This window comes from Pseudomonas arsenicoxydans (assembly GCF_900103875.1).
Lineage (GTDB): Bacteria > Pseudomonadota > Gammaproteobacteria > Pseudomonadales > Pseudomonadaceae > Aquipseudomonas > Aquipseudomonas arsenicoxydans.
Genome location: NZ_LT629705.1, coordinates 4,992,881 through 5,009,197, shown reverse-complemented (window position 1 = coordinate 5,009,197; position 16,317 = coordinate 4,992,881). Strand labels below are relative to the sequence as shown.

The 16,317-nt window shown below is 60.0% G+C and carries 14 protein-coding genes and 2 pseudogenes; 10 read left to right on the top strand and 6 right to left on the bottom strand.

Features of this window, described 5'->3' with window-relative positions; all coding sequences use genetic code 11:
• The first annotated feature begins 103 nt into the window (after window positions 1-103).
• The 5 genes from BLQ41_RS23305 (at window position 104) to BLQ41_RS23285 (ending at window position 5,212) form a co-directional block, all read left to right on the top strand.
• Complete coding sequence (locus BLQ41_RS23305) at window positions 104-1,042, top strand: LysR family transcriptional regulator (RefSeq protein WP_090184964.1); 939 nt, start codon at window positions 104-106, stop codon at window positions 1,040-1,042.
• A gap of 169 nt (window positions 1,043-1,211) precedes the next feature.
• Complete coding sequence (locus tag BLQ41_RS23300; RefSeq protein WP_090184961.1) at window positions 1,212-2,552, top strand: PQQ-dependent sugar dehydrogenase; 1,341 nt, start codon at window positions 1,212-1,214, stop codon at window positions 2,550-2,552.
• Between the two features lie 29 nt (window positions 2,553-2,581).
• A complete protein-coding gene (locus BLQ41_RS23295) occupies window positions 2,582-3,370 on the top strand; it encodes an SDR family oxidoreductase (RefSeq protein ID WP_090184958.1) in 789 nt (262 codons plus the stop codon).
• Window positions 3,371-3,403: 33 nt separating this feature from the next.
• Window positions 3,404-4,510: an NAD(P)/FAD-dependent oxidoreductase gene (locus BLQ41_RS23290; RefSeq protein WP_090184956.1), complete on the top strand. Its 1,107-nt coding sequence runs from the start codon at window positions 3,404-3,406 to the stop codon at window positions 4,508-4,510.
• A gap of 102 nt (window positions 4,511-4,612) precedes the next feature.
• The gene (locus BLQ41_RS23285) at window positions 4,613-5,212 is read left to right on the top strand and encodes a DinB family protein (RefSeq protein WP_090184953.1); all 600 of its coding nucleotides are present in this window, start codon (window positions 4,613-4,615) and stop codon (window positions 5,210-5,212) included.
• Here the strand turns inward: BLQ41_RS23285 and BLQ41_RS23280 are convergent.
• Window positions 5,130-6,053, bottom strand: a complete 924-nt coding sequence (locus BLQ41_RS23280) for a LysR substrate-binding domain-containing protein (RefSeq protein ID WP_090184949.1) — start codon at window positions 6,051-6,053, stop codon at window positions 5,130-5,132. The genes BLQ41_RS23285 and BLQ41_RS23280 overlap by 83 nt on opposite strands.
• A gap of 224 nt (window positions 6,054-6,277) precedes the next feature.
• Window positions 6,278-6,715, bottom strand: a complete 438-nt coding sequence (locus BLQ41_RS30565; RefSeq protein WP_157695040.1) for a hypothetical protein — start codon at window positions 6,713-6,715, stop codon at window positions 6,278-6,280.
• A 296-nt stretch (window positions 6,716-7,011) separates the two neighbouring features.
• Between BLQ41_RS30565 and BLQ41_RS23270 the strand changes: the two are divergent.
• Window positions 7,012-8,265: pseudogene (locus BLQ41_RS23270) on the top strand (IS3 family transposase).
• A gap of 374 nt (window positions 8,266-8,639) precedes the next feature.
• Window positions 8,640-8,996, top strand: a complete 357-nt coding sequence (locus BLQ41_RS23265) for a DUF6124 family protein (protein ID WP_090184943.1) — start codon at window positions 8,640-8,642, stop codon at window positions 8,994-8,996.
• A 96-nt stretch (window positions 8,997-9,092) separates the two neighbouring features.
• On the opposite strand, the gene BLQ41_RS23260 is transcribed toward BLQ41_RS23265, so the two are convergent.
• Entirely contained in the window at window positions 9,093-10,283 is a 1,191-nt protein-coding gene (locus tag BLQ41_RS23260; RefSeq protein ID WP_090184940.1) for an MFS transporter, read from the bottom strand.
• A gap of 220 nt (window positions 10,284-10,503) precedes the next feature.
• Window positions 10,504-11,400 (bottom strand): LysR substrate-binding domain-containing protein, encoded by an 897-nt coding sequence (locus BLQ41_RS23255; protein WP_090184937.1) that lies wholly within the window; start codon window positions 11,398-11,400, stop codon window positions 10,504-10,506.
• Between the two features lie 132 nt (window positions 11,401-11,532).
• Between BLQ41_RS23255 and BLQ41_RS23250 the strand changes: the two are divergent.
• The 3 genes and pseudogenes from BLQ41_RS23250 (at window position 11,533) to BLQ41_RS23240 (ending at window position 13,786) form a co-directional block, all read left to right on the top strand.
• Window positions 11,533-12,548, top strand: a pseudogene (locus BLQ41_RS23250) (aldo/keto reductase).
• 2 nt (window positions 12,549-12,550) lie between these two features.
• Window positions 12,551-13,348 (top strand): SDR family NAD(P)-dependent oxidoreductase, encoded by a 798-nt coding sequence (locus BLQ41_RS23245; RefSeq protein ID WP_090184933.1) that lies wholly within the window; start codon window positions 12,551-12,553, stop codon window positions 13,346-13,348.
• Between the two features lie 27 nt (window positions 13,349-13,375).
• Complete coding sequence (locus BLQ41_RS23240; RefSeq protein ID WP_090184931.1) at window positions 13,376-13,786, top strand: SRPBCC family protein; 411 nt, start codon at window positions 13,376-13,378, stop codon at window positions 13,784-13,786.
• 139 nt (window positions 13,787-13,925) lie between these two features.
• Here the strand turns inward: BLQ41_RS23240 and BLQ41_RS23235 are convergent, their stop codons facing one another.
• Window positions 13,926-15,320 carry a sensor histidine kinase gene (locus tag BLQ41_RS23235; RefSeq protein WP_090184928.1) on the bottom strand — a complete coding sequence of 465 codons (1,395 nt, stop codon included), beginning with the start codon at window positions 15,318-15,320 and terminating at the stop codon, window positions 13,926-13,928.
• Window positions 15,298-15,981: a response regulator transcription factor gene (locus BLQ41_RS23230; protein ID WP_090184925.1), complete on the bottom strand. Its 684-nt coding sequence runs from the start codon at window positions 15,979-15,981 to the stop codon at window positions 15,298-15,300. Before BLQ41_RS23230 ends, BLQ41_RS23235 begins: the two co-directional genes overlap by 23 nt.
• Between the last annotated feature and the right edge of the window lie 336 nt (window positions 15,982-16,317).

The following is a 16,317-nucleotide window of genomic DNA, read 5'->3' as shown; positions in this document are numbered from 1 at the left end:
CAAACCCATTGCATTGCCTGGTTGTGGGGTGGACTATAGGGCCGTCGTGGCGAGCCTCGATACTGACAACTTTCGATACCTCTATAACTTTTAGTTAACCCTGATGACGCCCTCACTCAATTCGATCATGTCCCGCCTGCACATCAAGCAGCTACGTTTGCTGATAGCCCTGGATGAGCACGGCTCCTTGCTGGGCGCGGCCAAGCAGGTCGCGCTGACTCAGCCCGGCGCCAGCAAAGCCCTGCAGGAAATTGAAACCACCTTTGGCACTTCACTGTTCACCCGCACTAACCGCGGGCTTGAACCGAACGATGCCGGACGCTCGGTGATCCGCTACGCCCGACTGATCCAGACCGACCTCGCGCACCTGCGCGAAGAGATCATCGGCATCATGAGCGGCGAGGGCGGCCGGGTGTCGGTTGGAACCATCATGGGCGCCGTGCCGCTTCTGACCACCGCGATCAGCCGAGTCATTGCCGACAACCCGAAACTGTCGATCGAGATCGTCGAGGACACCAGCGCCGCGCTGCTCAGCCAGCTCGACGCCGGGCGCCTGGACCTTGCGATCTGCCGTACCACCATCAGCACCACGCCCTACTTGTATGAGAGCTCGACATTCGTCGAAGAAACCCTGGCGGTGATCGCCAGCACCCAACATCCGTTCGCCTACGCTCGGCAGTTGTCCCTCAAGGATCTGGTGGATTACCGCTGGGTCGTCTATCGCGCCAATATGCCGATGCGGTTGTTGCTGGAGCGCGAATTTCACGAGGCCGACCTGCGATTCCCGGTGCACTTGCTGGAAACCACCTCGGCGTTTGCCACCCTGTCGCTGCTCCAGGAAAACCCGACGCTCGTCGCGCTGGTGTCGACCGATGTGGCGAAGTTCTGCTCCGGCTACGGCTTCACCACCACGCTGCCGCTGCCCATCACCTCACGCAGCGAACCCTATGAATTAGTGTCGCGCAAAGGCGTACCGGACTCGCCGGCGGCGCGCTTGTTGCGAGAGGCTTTGTTGAACCCCGTTTCAAGCCAGGGCCGATAAAAAAAGGGCTGTCGTGATAATGCCTGCGTCTGCCAGTGAGCATTCGTGCGATTCAGGCAAATATGATTTGCCGTGGATGCGGTGTTTGAGAGGGGGCTGCGCCGCAATACTTCAAGGGATTTTGCCTGCCCAATAATTGGCCCACGGATGGCCACTGCGAGGTTCCAACATGAATGTGCCCAACCGGCTCGCGCTCTTGATGACCACTGCTGCGCTACTCACTGCCTGTGGTGAGTCTTCCAAACTGCCGCCGCAGGCCAGCGTCGGCCCGGCTCCGCAGCTGCCCGAGCCCGTCACTTCGCTGATCCCCACCTTGAAAGTTTCAAAAGCGGTGGGCTGGTCGGGCCATGACCACCCCACGGCGCCCGCCGGTTTTACCGTGACCGCCCTGGCAGAAAACCTCGACCACCCACGCTGGATCTATGTCTTGCCCAATGGCGATGTGCTGGTCGCCGAAAGTAACCACCCGCCGATGCCGGAAGGTGCCACCGACGGCGGCACCGGACCGATCGCCTGGGCGCGCCGCACGGCGATGGGTTTCGTAATGGGCCGTGTGGGGGCCGATGCCCCGAGCGCCAATCGAATCACCTTGTTGCGCGATGTCGACGGCGACGGTCACGCCGAGGTGCGAACCGAGTTCATGACCGGCCTGACCTCGCCGTTCGGCATGGCGCTGGTGGGCAATGAGTTGTTCATCGCCAACGCCGACGCTTTGGTCAAGGTGCCTTACAGCGAGGGCCAGACCGAGATAAAGGCAGTGCCGGTGAAAGTCACCGACTTGCCTGCAGGCATCAATCACCACTGGACCAAGAACGTACTGGCCAACCCTGAGGGGACCCGGCTGTACGTCACCGTAGGCTCCAACAGCAATGTCGGCGAGAACGGTCTCGACGCGGAAGAAGGTCGCGCCGCAATTTGGGAGGTCGACGTCAAGAATGGCAGCAAGCGCCTGTTTGCCAGCGGTCTGCGCAACCCCAACGGGCTGGCCTGGAAACCGGGCACGACGCAGCTGTGGACCGTGGTCAATGAGCGTGACGAAATCGGCAGCGACCTGGTGCCCGATTACCTGACGTCAGTGAAGGACGGCGCATTCTACGGCTGGCCGTGGAGCTACTACGGCGCCCACGTCGACAGCCGCGTCGAGCCACCGCGTCCGGACAAAGTGGCCCAGGCCATTGCCCCGGATTACGCGCTGGGTACTCACGTCGCGCCGCTGGGCCTGGCATTCTCCGACTCGCGGGCCATGCCGGCGAACTTCGCCCAGGGCGTTTTCGTCGGCGAGCATGGCTCATGGAACCGCAACCCGCAGGCGGGCTACAAAGTCGTGTTCATCCCGTTCAGTGATGGCAAGCCCGCCGGAATGCCGGTTGATTTCCTGACCGGGTTTCTCAACGCCGACGGCGAAGCGCGGGGGCGTCCGGTTGGTGTCACGCTGGACCAGCGCGGCGCGTTGCTGGTCGCCGATGATGTCGGGAACAAGATCTGGCGTATCTCCGCCGTGAAACCCTAGTCAACATCACAATTGTCAGGAGCACGATTATGGATTTGGGTATTTCAGGACGCTGGGCGATCGTCTGCGCCGCCAGCAAAGGCTTGGGCCTGGCTTGTGCGCGAGCCTTGGCGAAGGAGGGCGTCAATCTGGTGATCAACGCACGCGGCGATGAAACCTTGCAGGCCGCCGCTGCACAATTACGCAGCCTGGCGCCGGGAATTGAAGTGCGTACGGTGGCCGGGGACATCAGCACCCCTGAGGTGCGCGAGCAGGTGCTGGCGGCGTGTCCGCAGGTCGATATCCTGATCAATAACGCTGGCGGACCGCCGCCGGGCGACTTCCGCGATTGGCAGCGTGAAGACTGGTTGAAGGCGCTGGACGCCAACATGCTCACGCCCATCGAGCTGATCAAAGCCTGCGTCGATGGCATGGCCGAGCGCGGTTTCGGGCGCGTCGTCAACATCACGTCGGGCGCGGTAAAAGCCCCCATCGATGTGCTCGGCCTGTCCAATGGCGCGCGCAGTGGCTTGACCGGTTTTATCGCCGGGCTGGCTCGCCAGTCGCGGCTGGCCGGGCATAACGTGACGATCAACAATCTGCTGCCGGGCCCGTTCGAGACCGAGCGTTTGCACAAAACCCTGAGCGCCGCCGCCCAGGCAAACAGCACCAGCGTCGAAAGCATCAGCGAACAGCGGCGCAAACATGTGCCGGCCCAGCGCTTCGGCCAGCCCGATGAATTCGGCGCCTATTGCGCGTTCATTTGCAGCGCCCACAGCGGTTTCCTCACCGGACAAAATCTGTTGTTGGATGGCGGCAGTTATCCGGGTACGTTTTGATGGATCGTCAGGCGTGAAAGGAGCACAAGGCAGGTGAGCGTCGATATTCAATGCGTGGTGGTCGGGGCCGGGGTGGTCGGCCTGGCGGTGGCCAGGGCGCTGGCACGTAGCGGGCGGGAAGTGATCCTGATCGAGGCCGGCGACGGCATTGGCGCGGGCATCAGTTCGCGTAATTCGGAAGTGATCCATGCCGGAATCTATTACCCGAGCGCCAGCCTGAAAGCTCAGTTGTGCGTGGAGGGCAAGCAACGTCTTTATGCCTTTTGCGACGAGCGCGGCGTCGATTACCAACGCCTGGGCAAGCTGATCGTGGCCACCGACGAGCGTCAGTGCGTGGCCTTGCAGACGTTGTTGGAACAGGGCCAACGCAATGGCGTCGATGACTTGCAATGGCTGGACGCAGGACAGGCACGAGCGCTTGAACCGGCGCTGTCCTGCGTCGCGGCGCTCTGGTCGCCTTCCACCGGTATCGTCGATTCCCATGCCTTGATGCTGGCGCTTCAGGCAGACGCCGAAGCGCACGGCACGTCGATTGCCTTTCACACGCCGCTGGCGTCTGCCCGCTGCACCGAGCAAGGTTTTGAGCTGCACATAGGCGGCGCACAACCGATGACGTTGAGTTGCCGCGAGTTGATCAATTGCGCCGGGTTGTCCGCGTCGGACGTGGCGAGCCGGATTGAAGGTTTGCCATCGCCGCACGTTCCAACGGCGCAACTGTGCAAGGGCAGCTATTTCAGTTTCAGCGGTCGGGCACCGTTTCGGCATCTGGTGTATCCGGCGCCCGAAAGTGCCGGGCTCGGCGTGCACATGACCCTCGATCTGGGTGGTCAGGCGCGGTTTGGACCGGATGTCGAATGGGTCGATCATGTGGATTACCGCGTGGACCCACATCGGGCCGACGGCTTCTATGAAGCAATCCGGCGTTACTGGCCCGGTTTGCCCGATAACAGCCTGCAGCCAGCCTACAGCGGCATCCGCCCGAAAATCACCGGCCCGAACGAGCCGGCCGCTGACTTCATCATCAGCGGTCCGGCCGAGCATGGCGTACCGGGGCTGGTGAACCTGTTCGGCATCGAATCCCCAGGCCTGACCAGCTGCCTGGCGCTGGCCGAGCGGGTAGTGCAGCGTCTGGCGCCGTAGGCCTTGTAGCCGTTGGCAAAGTTGCCGGTTATCAGTGTTTACGCTGGTGTGCGACGAGAGGGCTATGCTTGGCAGAGTGCCCATTGTCATGGGAGAGCTGTGATGATCAACGTACGCACTGCCCGCATGCTTGCCGAATACAAGCAATGGGCCGACAAGCGCCTGTTTGACAGCCTGGCCGAACTGCCGCCGGGAGAGGTCGACAAAGAGCGGGTGTCGGTGTTCAAGAACATGATCGGCACCCTGAACCACATCTATGTGGTGGACTGCATCTGGAAGGCTCACCTCGAAGGCCGAGGGCACGGCTTCAAAACCTCGCACGATCTGCTGCACCCAGATCTGGCTGACTTGCGCATGGCGCAAAAGGACATTGATCACTGGTACTGCGACTGGAGCGCCCGCCAGACCGAGGCCTCGCTGGACAAACCCGTCGAGTTCACCTTTGTCTCTGGCGAGAGCGGCACCATGAGCGCCGGTGCGATGTTGCTGCATGTAGTCAATCACGCCAGCTATCACCGAGGCTGGGTGATCCAGATGTATTTCGATATTCCCGCCATGCCGCCGATGACCGATATGCCGATCTTCCTGCGCGAGACCGATCCTGCGTCTTTCCGATCGATCAATGCCCCAGCGGCAGCGGCGCCGACATGTGTTGGACGATTCTCGAGCGCAACCAACGTTCTGCCGGATCGTTATCGTTGACGCCGTTCCACACCATCGACAGTTCGGACAGCACGATATCGAAGGGCGGGTCATCGGCGCGCAACTGACTGCTGCCTTCGATCAGCGCAAACGCGGCGTAATCCGGCACCGTGGCGAGCATGTCGGTGCCGGCCAGCAACGCGCGTAGCCCGGAGAACTGCGGCACCGCCAGCACAACACGCCGTGAGCGACCAATGCGCGCCAGATCGCTGTCGATAGCCCCGGTCAAATCCCCGGAAAACGACACCAGCGCATGCGGGCGTTCGCAGTACTCATCCAGGGTCAGGGGGCCGGGACGGTTATCGCCACGCAAAATCTTCACACTCAGGTCGCGCAGCTTCTTGCGCTTGGCATTGGCCGGCAGTTCCGTGGTGTAGCTGATTCCGACGGAAATCTCCCCGGAGGCGAGCATTGGCGACATCAGCAGGTAATTCACTCGCCGCACAACCACCACGACGTTTTGCGCCTCTTCGCGTATCTGCTTGAGCAGTGGCGGGAACAGGCCGAACTCTGCGTCGTCGGACAAGCCGATGCGGAATACATCGCGGCTGGTCGAAGGGTCGAAATCCTTGGCCCGGCTGACCGCACCGGAAATGGTGTCCATCGCCGGCTGCAGCTCCTTGAGAATCGCCAGTGCGCGGGGTGTGGGCTCCAGCGTTCGACCGTTACGCACCAGCAACGGGTCGTCGAACAGATCACGCAACTTGGCCAGCGAGGCGCTGACGGCGGGCTGGCCGAGGAACAACTTCTCCCCGGCTCGGGTCAGGTTCTTTTCGAACATCAGGGTTTCGAAAATCACCAGCAGGTTCATGTCCACGCGGCGCAGGTCGTTGCGGTTCATGTGGGGAGACTCGTACGGGGTTTGGGGGTCTTTTCAGTAAAGCACCAAACACTTTGGCGAGGGAGCTTGCTCCCGCTCGACTGCGCGACAGTCGTAAATCCCGTGCACGTTGATCGTTCCCACGCTCAGCGTGGTAATGCCTCTAGGGACGCTCCGCGTTCCAGCTTTCGAAGGGGACGCGGAGCGTCCCGGGCTGCATTCCCACGCAGAGCGTGGGAACGATCTCAATCACTGCTCAGGGTCGGATGTTCAATTTGATTACGCTCAAATCCAGTGATTTCAAACTCCCCGTTAACAGTTGTGTCAGCTATTTCGGATGTAAAACTAAATCGACCTTTAACATATTGATCCTTGGAATTGAACGCTTCAATTTCAAGTGTGCCATTGTTATCAAAATAGGATGGTTCGCCATAGCCATAGATAGCAGTAACATCTGATTTTTCGGCTATTTGGTATTTGCCAATATTAATTTCACTGCGCTGTATCACAAGAATTACACCGTGGGCGCCACCGCCATAAGGGGTATTACCAATAATTCTTAGTTCTGAGTGTGGTGGTGGATAGGATGGATGACGTACAACTATTGTAGTTGCCGTAAATTTTCCGAATTTTGAGGATTCGCCGTTTAGATACCTGATTGGGTCAATACGAGTCGAATTCATGGGTGGTGCCTCATTTCCGTTAGAGGATGTGCCCTGAATGCTTACCTATTATTTAGCGTTTATCTACTGTCATATCTGACAGGTTTGCATGATCGTTCACACGTCGAACCGTCCGCGTGGTAATGCCTCTAGGAACGCTCTGCGTTCCAGGTCCGGAAGGGGACGCGGAGTGTCCCGGGTTGCATTCCCACTTGAGCGCAGGAAAAGGCGCAGGAAAAGGGGACGCATTTATTTTTCAGTCCTGTCCCGTCCTGAATAAGGTTTACACCTTCTGATCTGTTTTTCAGGAGGACGTAATGGAATCCGCAAAAAGGCGTAGTCAGCGAGACTACACGCTGACCTTTAAATTGTCGGTCGTCGACCAGGTCGAAAAAGGCGAGCTGAGTTATAAAGAGGCTCAGGAGCGCTACGGGATTCAAGGCAAAACGACCGTTCTGACATGGTTACGCAAGCACGGTCGTCAAGATTGGAGCCCCGGCACCTACATTGGCTCGCCGAGGATGGGGTCTATGCCCGACAAAAACCGACCATTAACGCCAGAGCAGCGCATCAAAGAGCTTGAAGAGCAGTTGGCGCTGTCCAATCAGAAAGCGCAGTTTTTCGAGGCCGTCGTGGACGTCTTGAAAAATGACTACGGTCTCTCTGTCGTAAAAAAGCGTCCCGGCAAGTCCTCGCGCAAAAACGAATCCAAAACCTGAGCATCAGCAGGGCTTGCCAGTTCATGGGGATAAGCCGACAGGCTTACTACAAACGCAATCGCGCCGATGCTGCTCGTCTGATTCTGGATCAGAAAGTTGCCGATTTCGTTCAGCAAAAGCGCCTGCGGCAGCCGCGGTTGGGCACTAGAAAGCTGCATTACCTGCTGCAATGTCAGCCGCTGCTTGAGCTGCAAGTAGGGCGAGATCGCCTGTTTTCGATTCTGCGCGAACGGCGTTTATTGGTAGCGCGAAAGCGGGCGTATCACAAGACAACCGACAGTCATCATCGCTTTCGACGCCATCCGAACCTGCTCAAACCGGGGCCTGAACAGGTTGTTCCCAGCGGCCCGGAACAGGTTTGGGTGGCTGACATCACCTATCTGCCCACTCAGGAAGGCGTGGCCTATCTGAGCCTTGTGACGGATGCTTTTTCGCGAAAGATCGTGGGCTATCACGTCCATGAAAGCCTGCACACCGAGTCGGTCGCGCAAGCGCTGCGCCGGGCGGTGAAGCACCGTCGAACGGAGCAGCCACTGGTTCATCACTCGGACAGAGGCAGCCAGTATTGCTCGGGAATGTACCAGGAACTGCACGCGAAACACGGCATCAGGTGTTCGATGACGGACGGCTATGACTGCTACCAAAATGCCTTGGCAGAGCGGGTCAACGGGATATTGAAGACGGAGCTTTTGCTCCAGCGACCACAGGATTTAACGCAGGCGAAGAAGATGGTGAGCGAGTCGGTATCGATCTACAACCGCGAGCGTCCGCACCTGTCGTTGAAATACAAAACGCCCGAGGCGATGCATCGGGCGTTAGGGTGAAACAGGTGTAAACCTATTTCAGGACTAGACATCCGGTCGTTGCTGTATGGGCGCGGGGGAGTTTTAAACGTCGATGTTTAATCGACATCTCCAGACACTCTCTCAGGCTACACATTCTTGCGTCGTTGCCTACGTCTGCGCCAGAATCCGCCGGCTTGTGCGCCTTGGGTCTGGACTCTATCGTTTCCGGGTCGCTGCCAATTCAGCGTCCGGACTTGACCGTCCGAATCGATCAAGGCGTACCAGTGGCCAAGAAAAGCTCCAGGCTTTTTGCGGTGGCTGTGCGAGGGACACTTTCGAGTGTGCCGGATTCCTTGATTTCCGGTCGGTCAACCCGCGCACAGCTGCCACCTTTCGTTTGACCGCGTTAGGTCGCAGCTCCACCAATCAAGGAGCTTCACTGTGTTCAAAGCCACCCCCAATCCTCCTGAAACGAACGACATTTCTCCGTACGAATCCGCCGATTCCAAAAAATTCAACGAAGCCGCCGACCGCGCCCTCGACTATTACCTCAACCCCGCCAAGGCACCCCCAAGAAAACCCAGCACGATGTTTCTCATCGCGCCCGATATCGATTCGGAAAGCCTGCTGGCTCACGCCTGCGAGTCCATGGCCTCGGCGAGTGTGATGGCGAGTGATTTTGCCGGGGAGCTGCAAGGGCCGCAGCGCCACAAGATGCTGGCGTTGCAGCAGATCATCATGCTGGGCGAACTGGCGGTGAACCGAGCGCTGGATAACGTCGATCCGCAGAACGCTTGACTCGACGTGGGAGCGATCGTTGCGAGCCCGATTCAGTCAGCACGTTCCTTAACGTCAACCAGCGGCCGCAGGAGGGGCGGATGATCCGCCCCTTTTTTATGCGCGCTGGATGTTTTCAGCGCGTCTGGAATAGAAGATCGAGATCAGCCCTAGCAACGCAAACAACGCACCGACGGCTGCCAATCCGCGCCAGCCGTAATACCCGGCGGCGCTGGAGCCCAGGGCCGAGCCCAAGGCGCCGCCGGTGAAGTAGGTGACCATGAACACCGTGTTCAACCGACTGACCGCCTCCGGTGCCAGGGCCAGAATGCGTGCCTGATTGGCCAATTGGTTGGCCCGGTTGCCGATGTCCAGCGCGGTCGCACAGGCCAGGATCAGCCACCAGAAACCGGCTGCACCGCCCAGATACAAGGCAATGAAGGCCAACAGCACCGCGCCGGTTCCCAGGTAGCTGAGTTTGATGCCGTAGTGGTGCGTGAGTCGGCCAAGCCAGGAGGCGGCGACAATCCCAACGATGGCTGAAAGCCCGAACAACCCGGCTTGCCCACTGGAGTAGTGATAAGGCTCAAGCGCCAGCAGCGATGCCATCGAACCCCAGAACACGTTTAATGCTCCGAAAATCAGGCCGCCACTCACGGACGAACGACGCAGGGTCGGGTGATCGCGTACCAGTGCCCACATCGATTTCATCAGGTCCCGGTAGGGCAGAGCGCTGGACGGCGCGGTCACTGGCATGCGTATCAGGATCGCTATGAACAGCAGCACGTTCATGGCCGCGGCGGCGAAGAACATCCCGCGCCAGCCGATCCAGGTGCTGACGGCTCCGCTCAGGGCCCGCGCCAACAGGCCGCCGGCCGACAAGCCGCTGACCATCATGCCCAACACACTCCCGCGTTGCTCCAGGGGTGCGAGAGCGGTCGCGGCGGGAATGATGATCTGCGCGCTGACCGCCGACAGCCCGAGCACGACGCTGGCCAGAAGCAGAATCGAGTAGGTCGGGGCGACGGCGGAGGCGATCAGGCTGAGGAAGTTCAGGCTCAGCATGCCGAGGATCAGCGAACGCCGGGTCATTCGATCGCCCAGCGGTACAAACAACAACAGGCCGAGGGCGTAACCGAGTTGGGTGAGCATGGCGATCTGGCCGACATGTGCACCCGATATGCCGAACGTCGCGCCAATTAACGGCAGCATGGTCTGGTTGTAGTAGATGGTCGCAACCGAAAAGCCGCAACACAACGCCAGAGTGATCGCCAGGCTGGTGGGCAGTGCGGGTCTGCTTTCAGGCATTTGATGTTCCCCAGTGAATGACAAACGAGTCGCTGTGGTAGTCGGCAGAAGGGAAACGGGTTAAAGCACCAAACCGCAGGCCCGCCTGAGCATATCCGATGTGTTGGCTGATCGTTCCCACGCTCTGCGTGGTAATGCCTCTAGGGACGCTCCGCGTTCCAGCTCTCGAAAGGGACGCGGAGCGTCCCGGGCTGCATTCCCACGTAGTGCGTGGGAACGATCATTGCGAACCCGGCTCGGTCAGCACTTTTCTGAATGTCTCCACCAACGGCCGCAAATTGATCCGGTGCCACGCCGCCCACAAGGGCGTGGTAAACGAAATCCACGGCACTTCCCGCAGCACCACGCCCGGCGGTGCATTGCGGCTCAAGCCTTTTTGAATCATCGCAATCCCCAGTCCTGACGCCACCAGCCCCAACGCGGTGAAAGGCTCGGTGGCTTCCATGCGGATGTCCGGGGTGAAACCGGCGCGGATACAGGCGCTGATGAAGTCGTCGCGGCTGGCTCCGTTCTGGCGGTGTCGCACACCGATCCATTCCTGATCGGCCAGGTCTGCCGGGGTCAGCGTCGCTTGATGGGCGAGGGCATGGTGCTCGGGCAAGGCCAGCAGCATCGGGTCGTCCAGCACCTGGAAACCCAGCAGGTCTGGGTCATCGGCAACGGGCGGTTCGCCAACCAGGGCGATGTCCAGACTACGCTGACGCAGGCCTTCGAGTTGTTCGGCAGAGCTCAGGTTGTACAGCGCGACGTGCACGTTCGGTCGGTCACCGCGCAGTACGCGCAGTGCGTTGGGCAGCACGCCGGCGTGCATGGCGTTTTCGATGTAGCCGATGCACAAGCCGCCTTCTTCGCCGCGACCGAGGCGCTTGCCCAACGATTCGAGACGGTTGGCGTGGGTCAGCAGGGCGCGGGTTTCGGCGAGGAAAGTCTGGCCGTCGCGGGTCAGGCGGATGCGCTGCTGGCTGCGCTCGAACAGGGTCAGGCCCAGGCGTTCTTCGAGCTGGGCGATTTGCCGGCTCAGGGGCGACTGGGAAATGTGCAAACGTTCGGCGGCGCGACCGACGTGTTCTTCTTCGGCGACGGCGACGAAGTAGCGCAATTGGCGGATGTCGATCATGTCAGACCTATCGGGACTTAAGTGCTGCGCATTATGTCTTGGACGGTCCGATCATCGCAATCTAGGATCTGCTCATCGGTCACCTGCACTACTTGATGAAGGGCGACCTCTGAAACTGATGAGGATTGAACCATGAGCTTGAAAGACAAACTGCCCGGCGCGCTGGGTTTCGGTACGGCGCCATTGGGCAACATGTTCCGTGCGATTCCTGAAGAAGAGGCGCTGGCCACCGTGCACGCCGCGTGGGATGCCGGCGTGCGCTACTTCGATCCGCGCCGTTTTACGGTTCGGGTCTGTCGGAGATCCGCCTGGGTGCTGCGCTGGCCGAATACAACCGCGATGATTACGTGCTGAGCAGCAAGGTCGGCCGGGTCATCCTTGATGAAATCGAAGACGCCTCGGCCCGCGACCTCGGCGAGAAGAGCGGGGTGTTCGAGCACGGTCGCCCGAACAAGATCGTCAACGACTACAGCGCCGATGCGACCCTGCGCTCCATCGAAGACAGCCTCAAGCGTCTGCAGACCGACCGACTGGACATCGTCTGGGTGCATGACATTGCCCAGGATTTCTACGGCGATCAGTGGCTGGAATACTTCAACCAGGCCCGCACTGGTGCGTTCAAAGTGCTGACGCGTTTGCGCGAAGAAGGCGTGATCAAGGGTTGGGGCCTGGGTGTGAACAAGGTTGAACCTTGCGAGCTGACCCTTGATCTGACTGAAGCGCAGCCGGACGGCTTTCTGCTGGCGGGTCGCTACACTCTTCTCGACCATGATCGTGCCTTGCAGCGTCTGATGGACGCCGCCCTGGCGCAGAACGTCGAGATCGTGGTTGGCGGTCCTTACAGTTCGGGCATTTTGGCCGGTGGTACGCACTTCGAATACCAGAAAGCCAGCCCGGCGATCATTAACAAAGTCGAGCAGATCAAGCACATCGCGGCTGCCCACGGTGTCGACATCAAAGCCGCTGCTTTGCAGTTCTCGTTGGCGAACCCGGCAGTGGCCGCGGTGATTCCAGGCTCCAGCCGTCCGGACCGGATTGCTGAAGACGTGGCCGCGCTGTCGGCGGTGATTCCCGCCGCATTCTGGCAAGCGATGCGCGAGGCGAAACTGGTTTCTGACCGTGCGCCATTGCCGATCACAGGAGCATGAGCATGAAAATCGATTTAACTGGAAAACTCGCCATTGTCAGTGGCAGCACCGCCGGCATTGGCTTGGGCATTAGCAAGGCGCTGGCCGAATCCGGTGCCACGGTGGTGGTGATCGGCCGCGAGACGGCCAAGGTCGAGCACGCGCTGGCAAGCATCCGCCAGAGTGTGCCGGACGCGCAACTGCGTGGTCTGACCGCCGACCTCGGCACGGCTGAAGGCGCTGAAAAGCTGTTCGCTGCCGAACCCCGCGCTGACATCCTGGTGAACAACCTCGGGATCTTCAATGACGTGGATTTTTTCGACACGCCGGACAGCGAGTGGACGCGCTTTTACGAGGTCAATGTGATCTCCGGCGTACGCCTGTCACGGCATTACGTGCCGGACATGGTCAAGCAGGGCTGGGGCCGGGTGATCTTCCTGTCCTCGGAATCCGGCATCGCAATCCCGGCCGACATGCTCAACTATGGCGTGACCAAGAGCGCCAACCTGGCGGTGTCCCACGGCCTGGCCAAACGATTGGCTGGCACTGGCGTGACGGTCAATGCAATCCTGCCCGGGCCGACACTGACCGATGGCCTGGAGCAGATGCTCAAGGACGCCACTGACGCGTCGGGGCGTAGTATTCGCGAAGAAGCCGATGCGTTCGTGCGCAAGGCCCGGCCGACATCGATCATCCAGCGCGTGGCGAATGTCGAGGAAGTCGCCAACCTGGTGGCCTACATCGCTTCGCCGCTGTCCTCGGCCACCACGGGCGCGGCGCTGCGGGTCGACGGTGGTGTCGTCGACAGCATGGCGATTTGAACCTTTTTAACTAAGAGAGCGGACTACATGGCAACTGCATCAGCATCTATTGATATCCCGGCATCGGCCGATCAGGTGTGGCAATTGATTGGCGGCTTCGACACGCTGCCGGACTGGCTGCCGTTTATCCCGAAAAGTGAACTGAGCGAAGGCGGGCGGGTGCGCAGCCTGCAAACGGCGGACGGCGCGGTGGTGGTTGAGCGCCTGGAGACGTTTGATAACGCCGGGAAGACTTACAGCTATTCGATTGTGCAGGCGCCATTTCCAGCGACTGAATACCTGGCGACTATCAAGGTAGAAGCACAGGGCGATGGCACCCGGGTGACGTGGTCGGGCCGGTTTACGCCGGTCGGGGTGAGCGAGGCAGAGGTCGAGGCCTTGTTTGCCGGGATTTATCAGGGTGGGCTCGAAGCGCTTCGAGGCAACTATCCGGCCTGATTCATAGTCACTGCAATTCCCCTGTGGGAGCGGGCTTGCCCGCGATAACGGAGTGTCAGACGACATCAGTTTGTCTGGCATGACGCCATCGCGGGCAAGCCCGCTCCCACAGGTTTTGTGTCAACTCAGGTGATTCGGGTCAGGTCTGGTGCATCAGGCTTTGCTGGCAATCGAGGGTCAATCGCGCGCCGCCGAGTTCGCTGGTGCCCACTTCAAGCGCAAAGCCATGCAGACTGGCGATCGCCGCAACGATCGAGAGGCCCAGGCCGAAGCCGTTTTTCTGATTGCCGCCGTCTGCCCGATAAAAGCGCTGGAACACCGCTTTGCGTTCGCTTTCCGGAATGCCGGGGCCTGAATCGAGCACTTCGATTCGCGTGTGCCCAGCCACATTGATCCCACGCAAAATCACTTCGCCGTCCGGCGGGGTAAATTTGATCGAGTTGCTCAACAAGTTCGCAACAGCCTCAAACAACAGCGCGCGATCGCCAATCAACGGGGGCAGCGATGCCGGCAATTGCAGCGTGAACACCAACTCGCCTTCCTCTGCCAGCGGCAGGTAAAAGTCGTGCAATTCCTGCAGCAGCGGCACCGGGTCCAGTTGCACAAAACCGGAGCGACGCTGCCGGTCCTCCAATTCGGAAATCCGCAACAAGCCACGAAACCGCGCCATCAAGGTGTCGGCTTCAGCGAGCACTGAATCCAGCTGCACGGCCAGCGTCGAGCCCTCATCCGCCTGTTGTTGAATCCGGTACAGCTGCGCGCGCAGGCGGGTCAGCGGGGTGCGCAGGTCATGGGCGATGTTGTCGCACACACCCTTGACCTCGTTCATCAAGCGTTCGATGCGTTCAAGCATGGCGTTGACGATGGCGGCGAGCATGTCCAGCTCATCGCGGCGGTTGGACAGGGGCAGGCGCCGGGTCAGGTCGCCGGCGACGATGGCTTCGGCGCTCGCTTGAATCGCACGAATGCGTCGCAACGGGCGCCGCCGCAGCAGGTGCCAGCCGACGATGCCGGGCAGAATGGTCAGCGTCACACCCCAGAACAACGCATGCAGAATGATGCGGGTCACGGCAAACAATGAACCGTTGTCGCGCACCAGCACCAGCCAGCGACCGTCCCGGGTCTGGGTCGCTACAGCGTCACAACTGTCGGCGGGCAGGCTGGGGTCGTCGGATTCGGCGCAGTCGCTAAGGATGTGGATCTTGCCGTCCAGCGGCAAACCTTCAGGGATGCTTTGCATCGCCCCGCTGAGGTAGCGGTGCTGGGCATCGAACAGACCATAGGCGTCAATGCCGCGAATGTCGAAGGTCATGCTGACGGCGAGGGCGTCCAGCAGTTGCTCGCCCTGAAAGTGCGAAAACAGATGCTGGCGTTGCATCAGCGAGTGCTTGGCCAAATTGTCCAGGTAGGCCGAAACCTCGAAATACATGACCCCCATGAGGATCCCGCTCCAGAGCACGAACAGCGAACTGTACAGCGCGAGCAGACGGCTGCTGGACGAACGCCAGCCTTTAGAGGGGTTCAGCAATGACATATCCCGAGCCTCGCACGGTGCGGATCAACGGGACTTTACCAGGTGGGTCGATCTTCTTGCGCAGACGGCCGATGTGCACATCGATGAGGTTGGTGCCGGGGTCGAAGTGATAGCCCCAGACTTCTTCGAAAATCATCATCCGCGACAGAATCTGCCCGGTGTTGCGCATCAGGAATTCCAGCAGCTTGTACTCGGTGGGCAACAGCGTCAGCAGTTGATCGTCGCGGCTGGCTTCGTGGCTGATCAGGTTCAGCTCAAGGTCGGCGACGCGCAATGTGGTCGCCTTTGCGGTCACGGTGTTCTGGCGGCGCAACAGTACTTCAACGCGCGCGGCCATTTCATCGGTGGCGAACGGCTTGGTCAGGTAGTCGTCACCGCCAGCGCGCAAACCGCGCACTCGCTCGTCGACGTCGGACAGGGCGCTGATCATCAGAATCGGCGTGGCCACGCCCATGGTGCGCAACGTGGTGACAATCGCCAGGCCGTCGAGCTCGGGCAGCATGCGGTCGAGAGTGATCAGGTCGTAATTGCCGCTGACCGCACGCTCAAGTCCTTCACGGCCATTGTTGACCCAATCGACGTCGAGGCCGTGGCTGCTCAGTTCGGCGACGATTTCCCGGGCGGTCACGGCGTCGTCTTCGATGGTCAAGATGCGGGTCATAAGGCGTGCCTGATAGTCAGTTCATGGCGGAGTGTGGGGGCATTTTGCCAATAAATGCATGAGGTCTTTCTAAATAAAACTTCACCTGGAGAAAAGATCAATGGATCGCAGCCTCGTTTCACTCGACAGCTCCTACATGGAATGCGTGTCCCCAGTAGGAGCTGTCGAGTGAAACGAGGCTGCGATCTGTCGATGTTCAATGCATAAAACCCGCTGCTAACGCCCCCACCTTGCAAATTGCAATAAAACTGGAAGTTCAAACTTTATAACTCATTGAAATAAAACAATTTATTAAAATATTGCGACTGGCACGGTGACTGCAATTCTTCCTCTGAA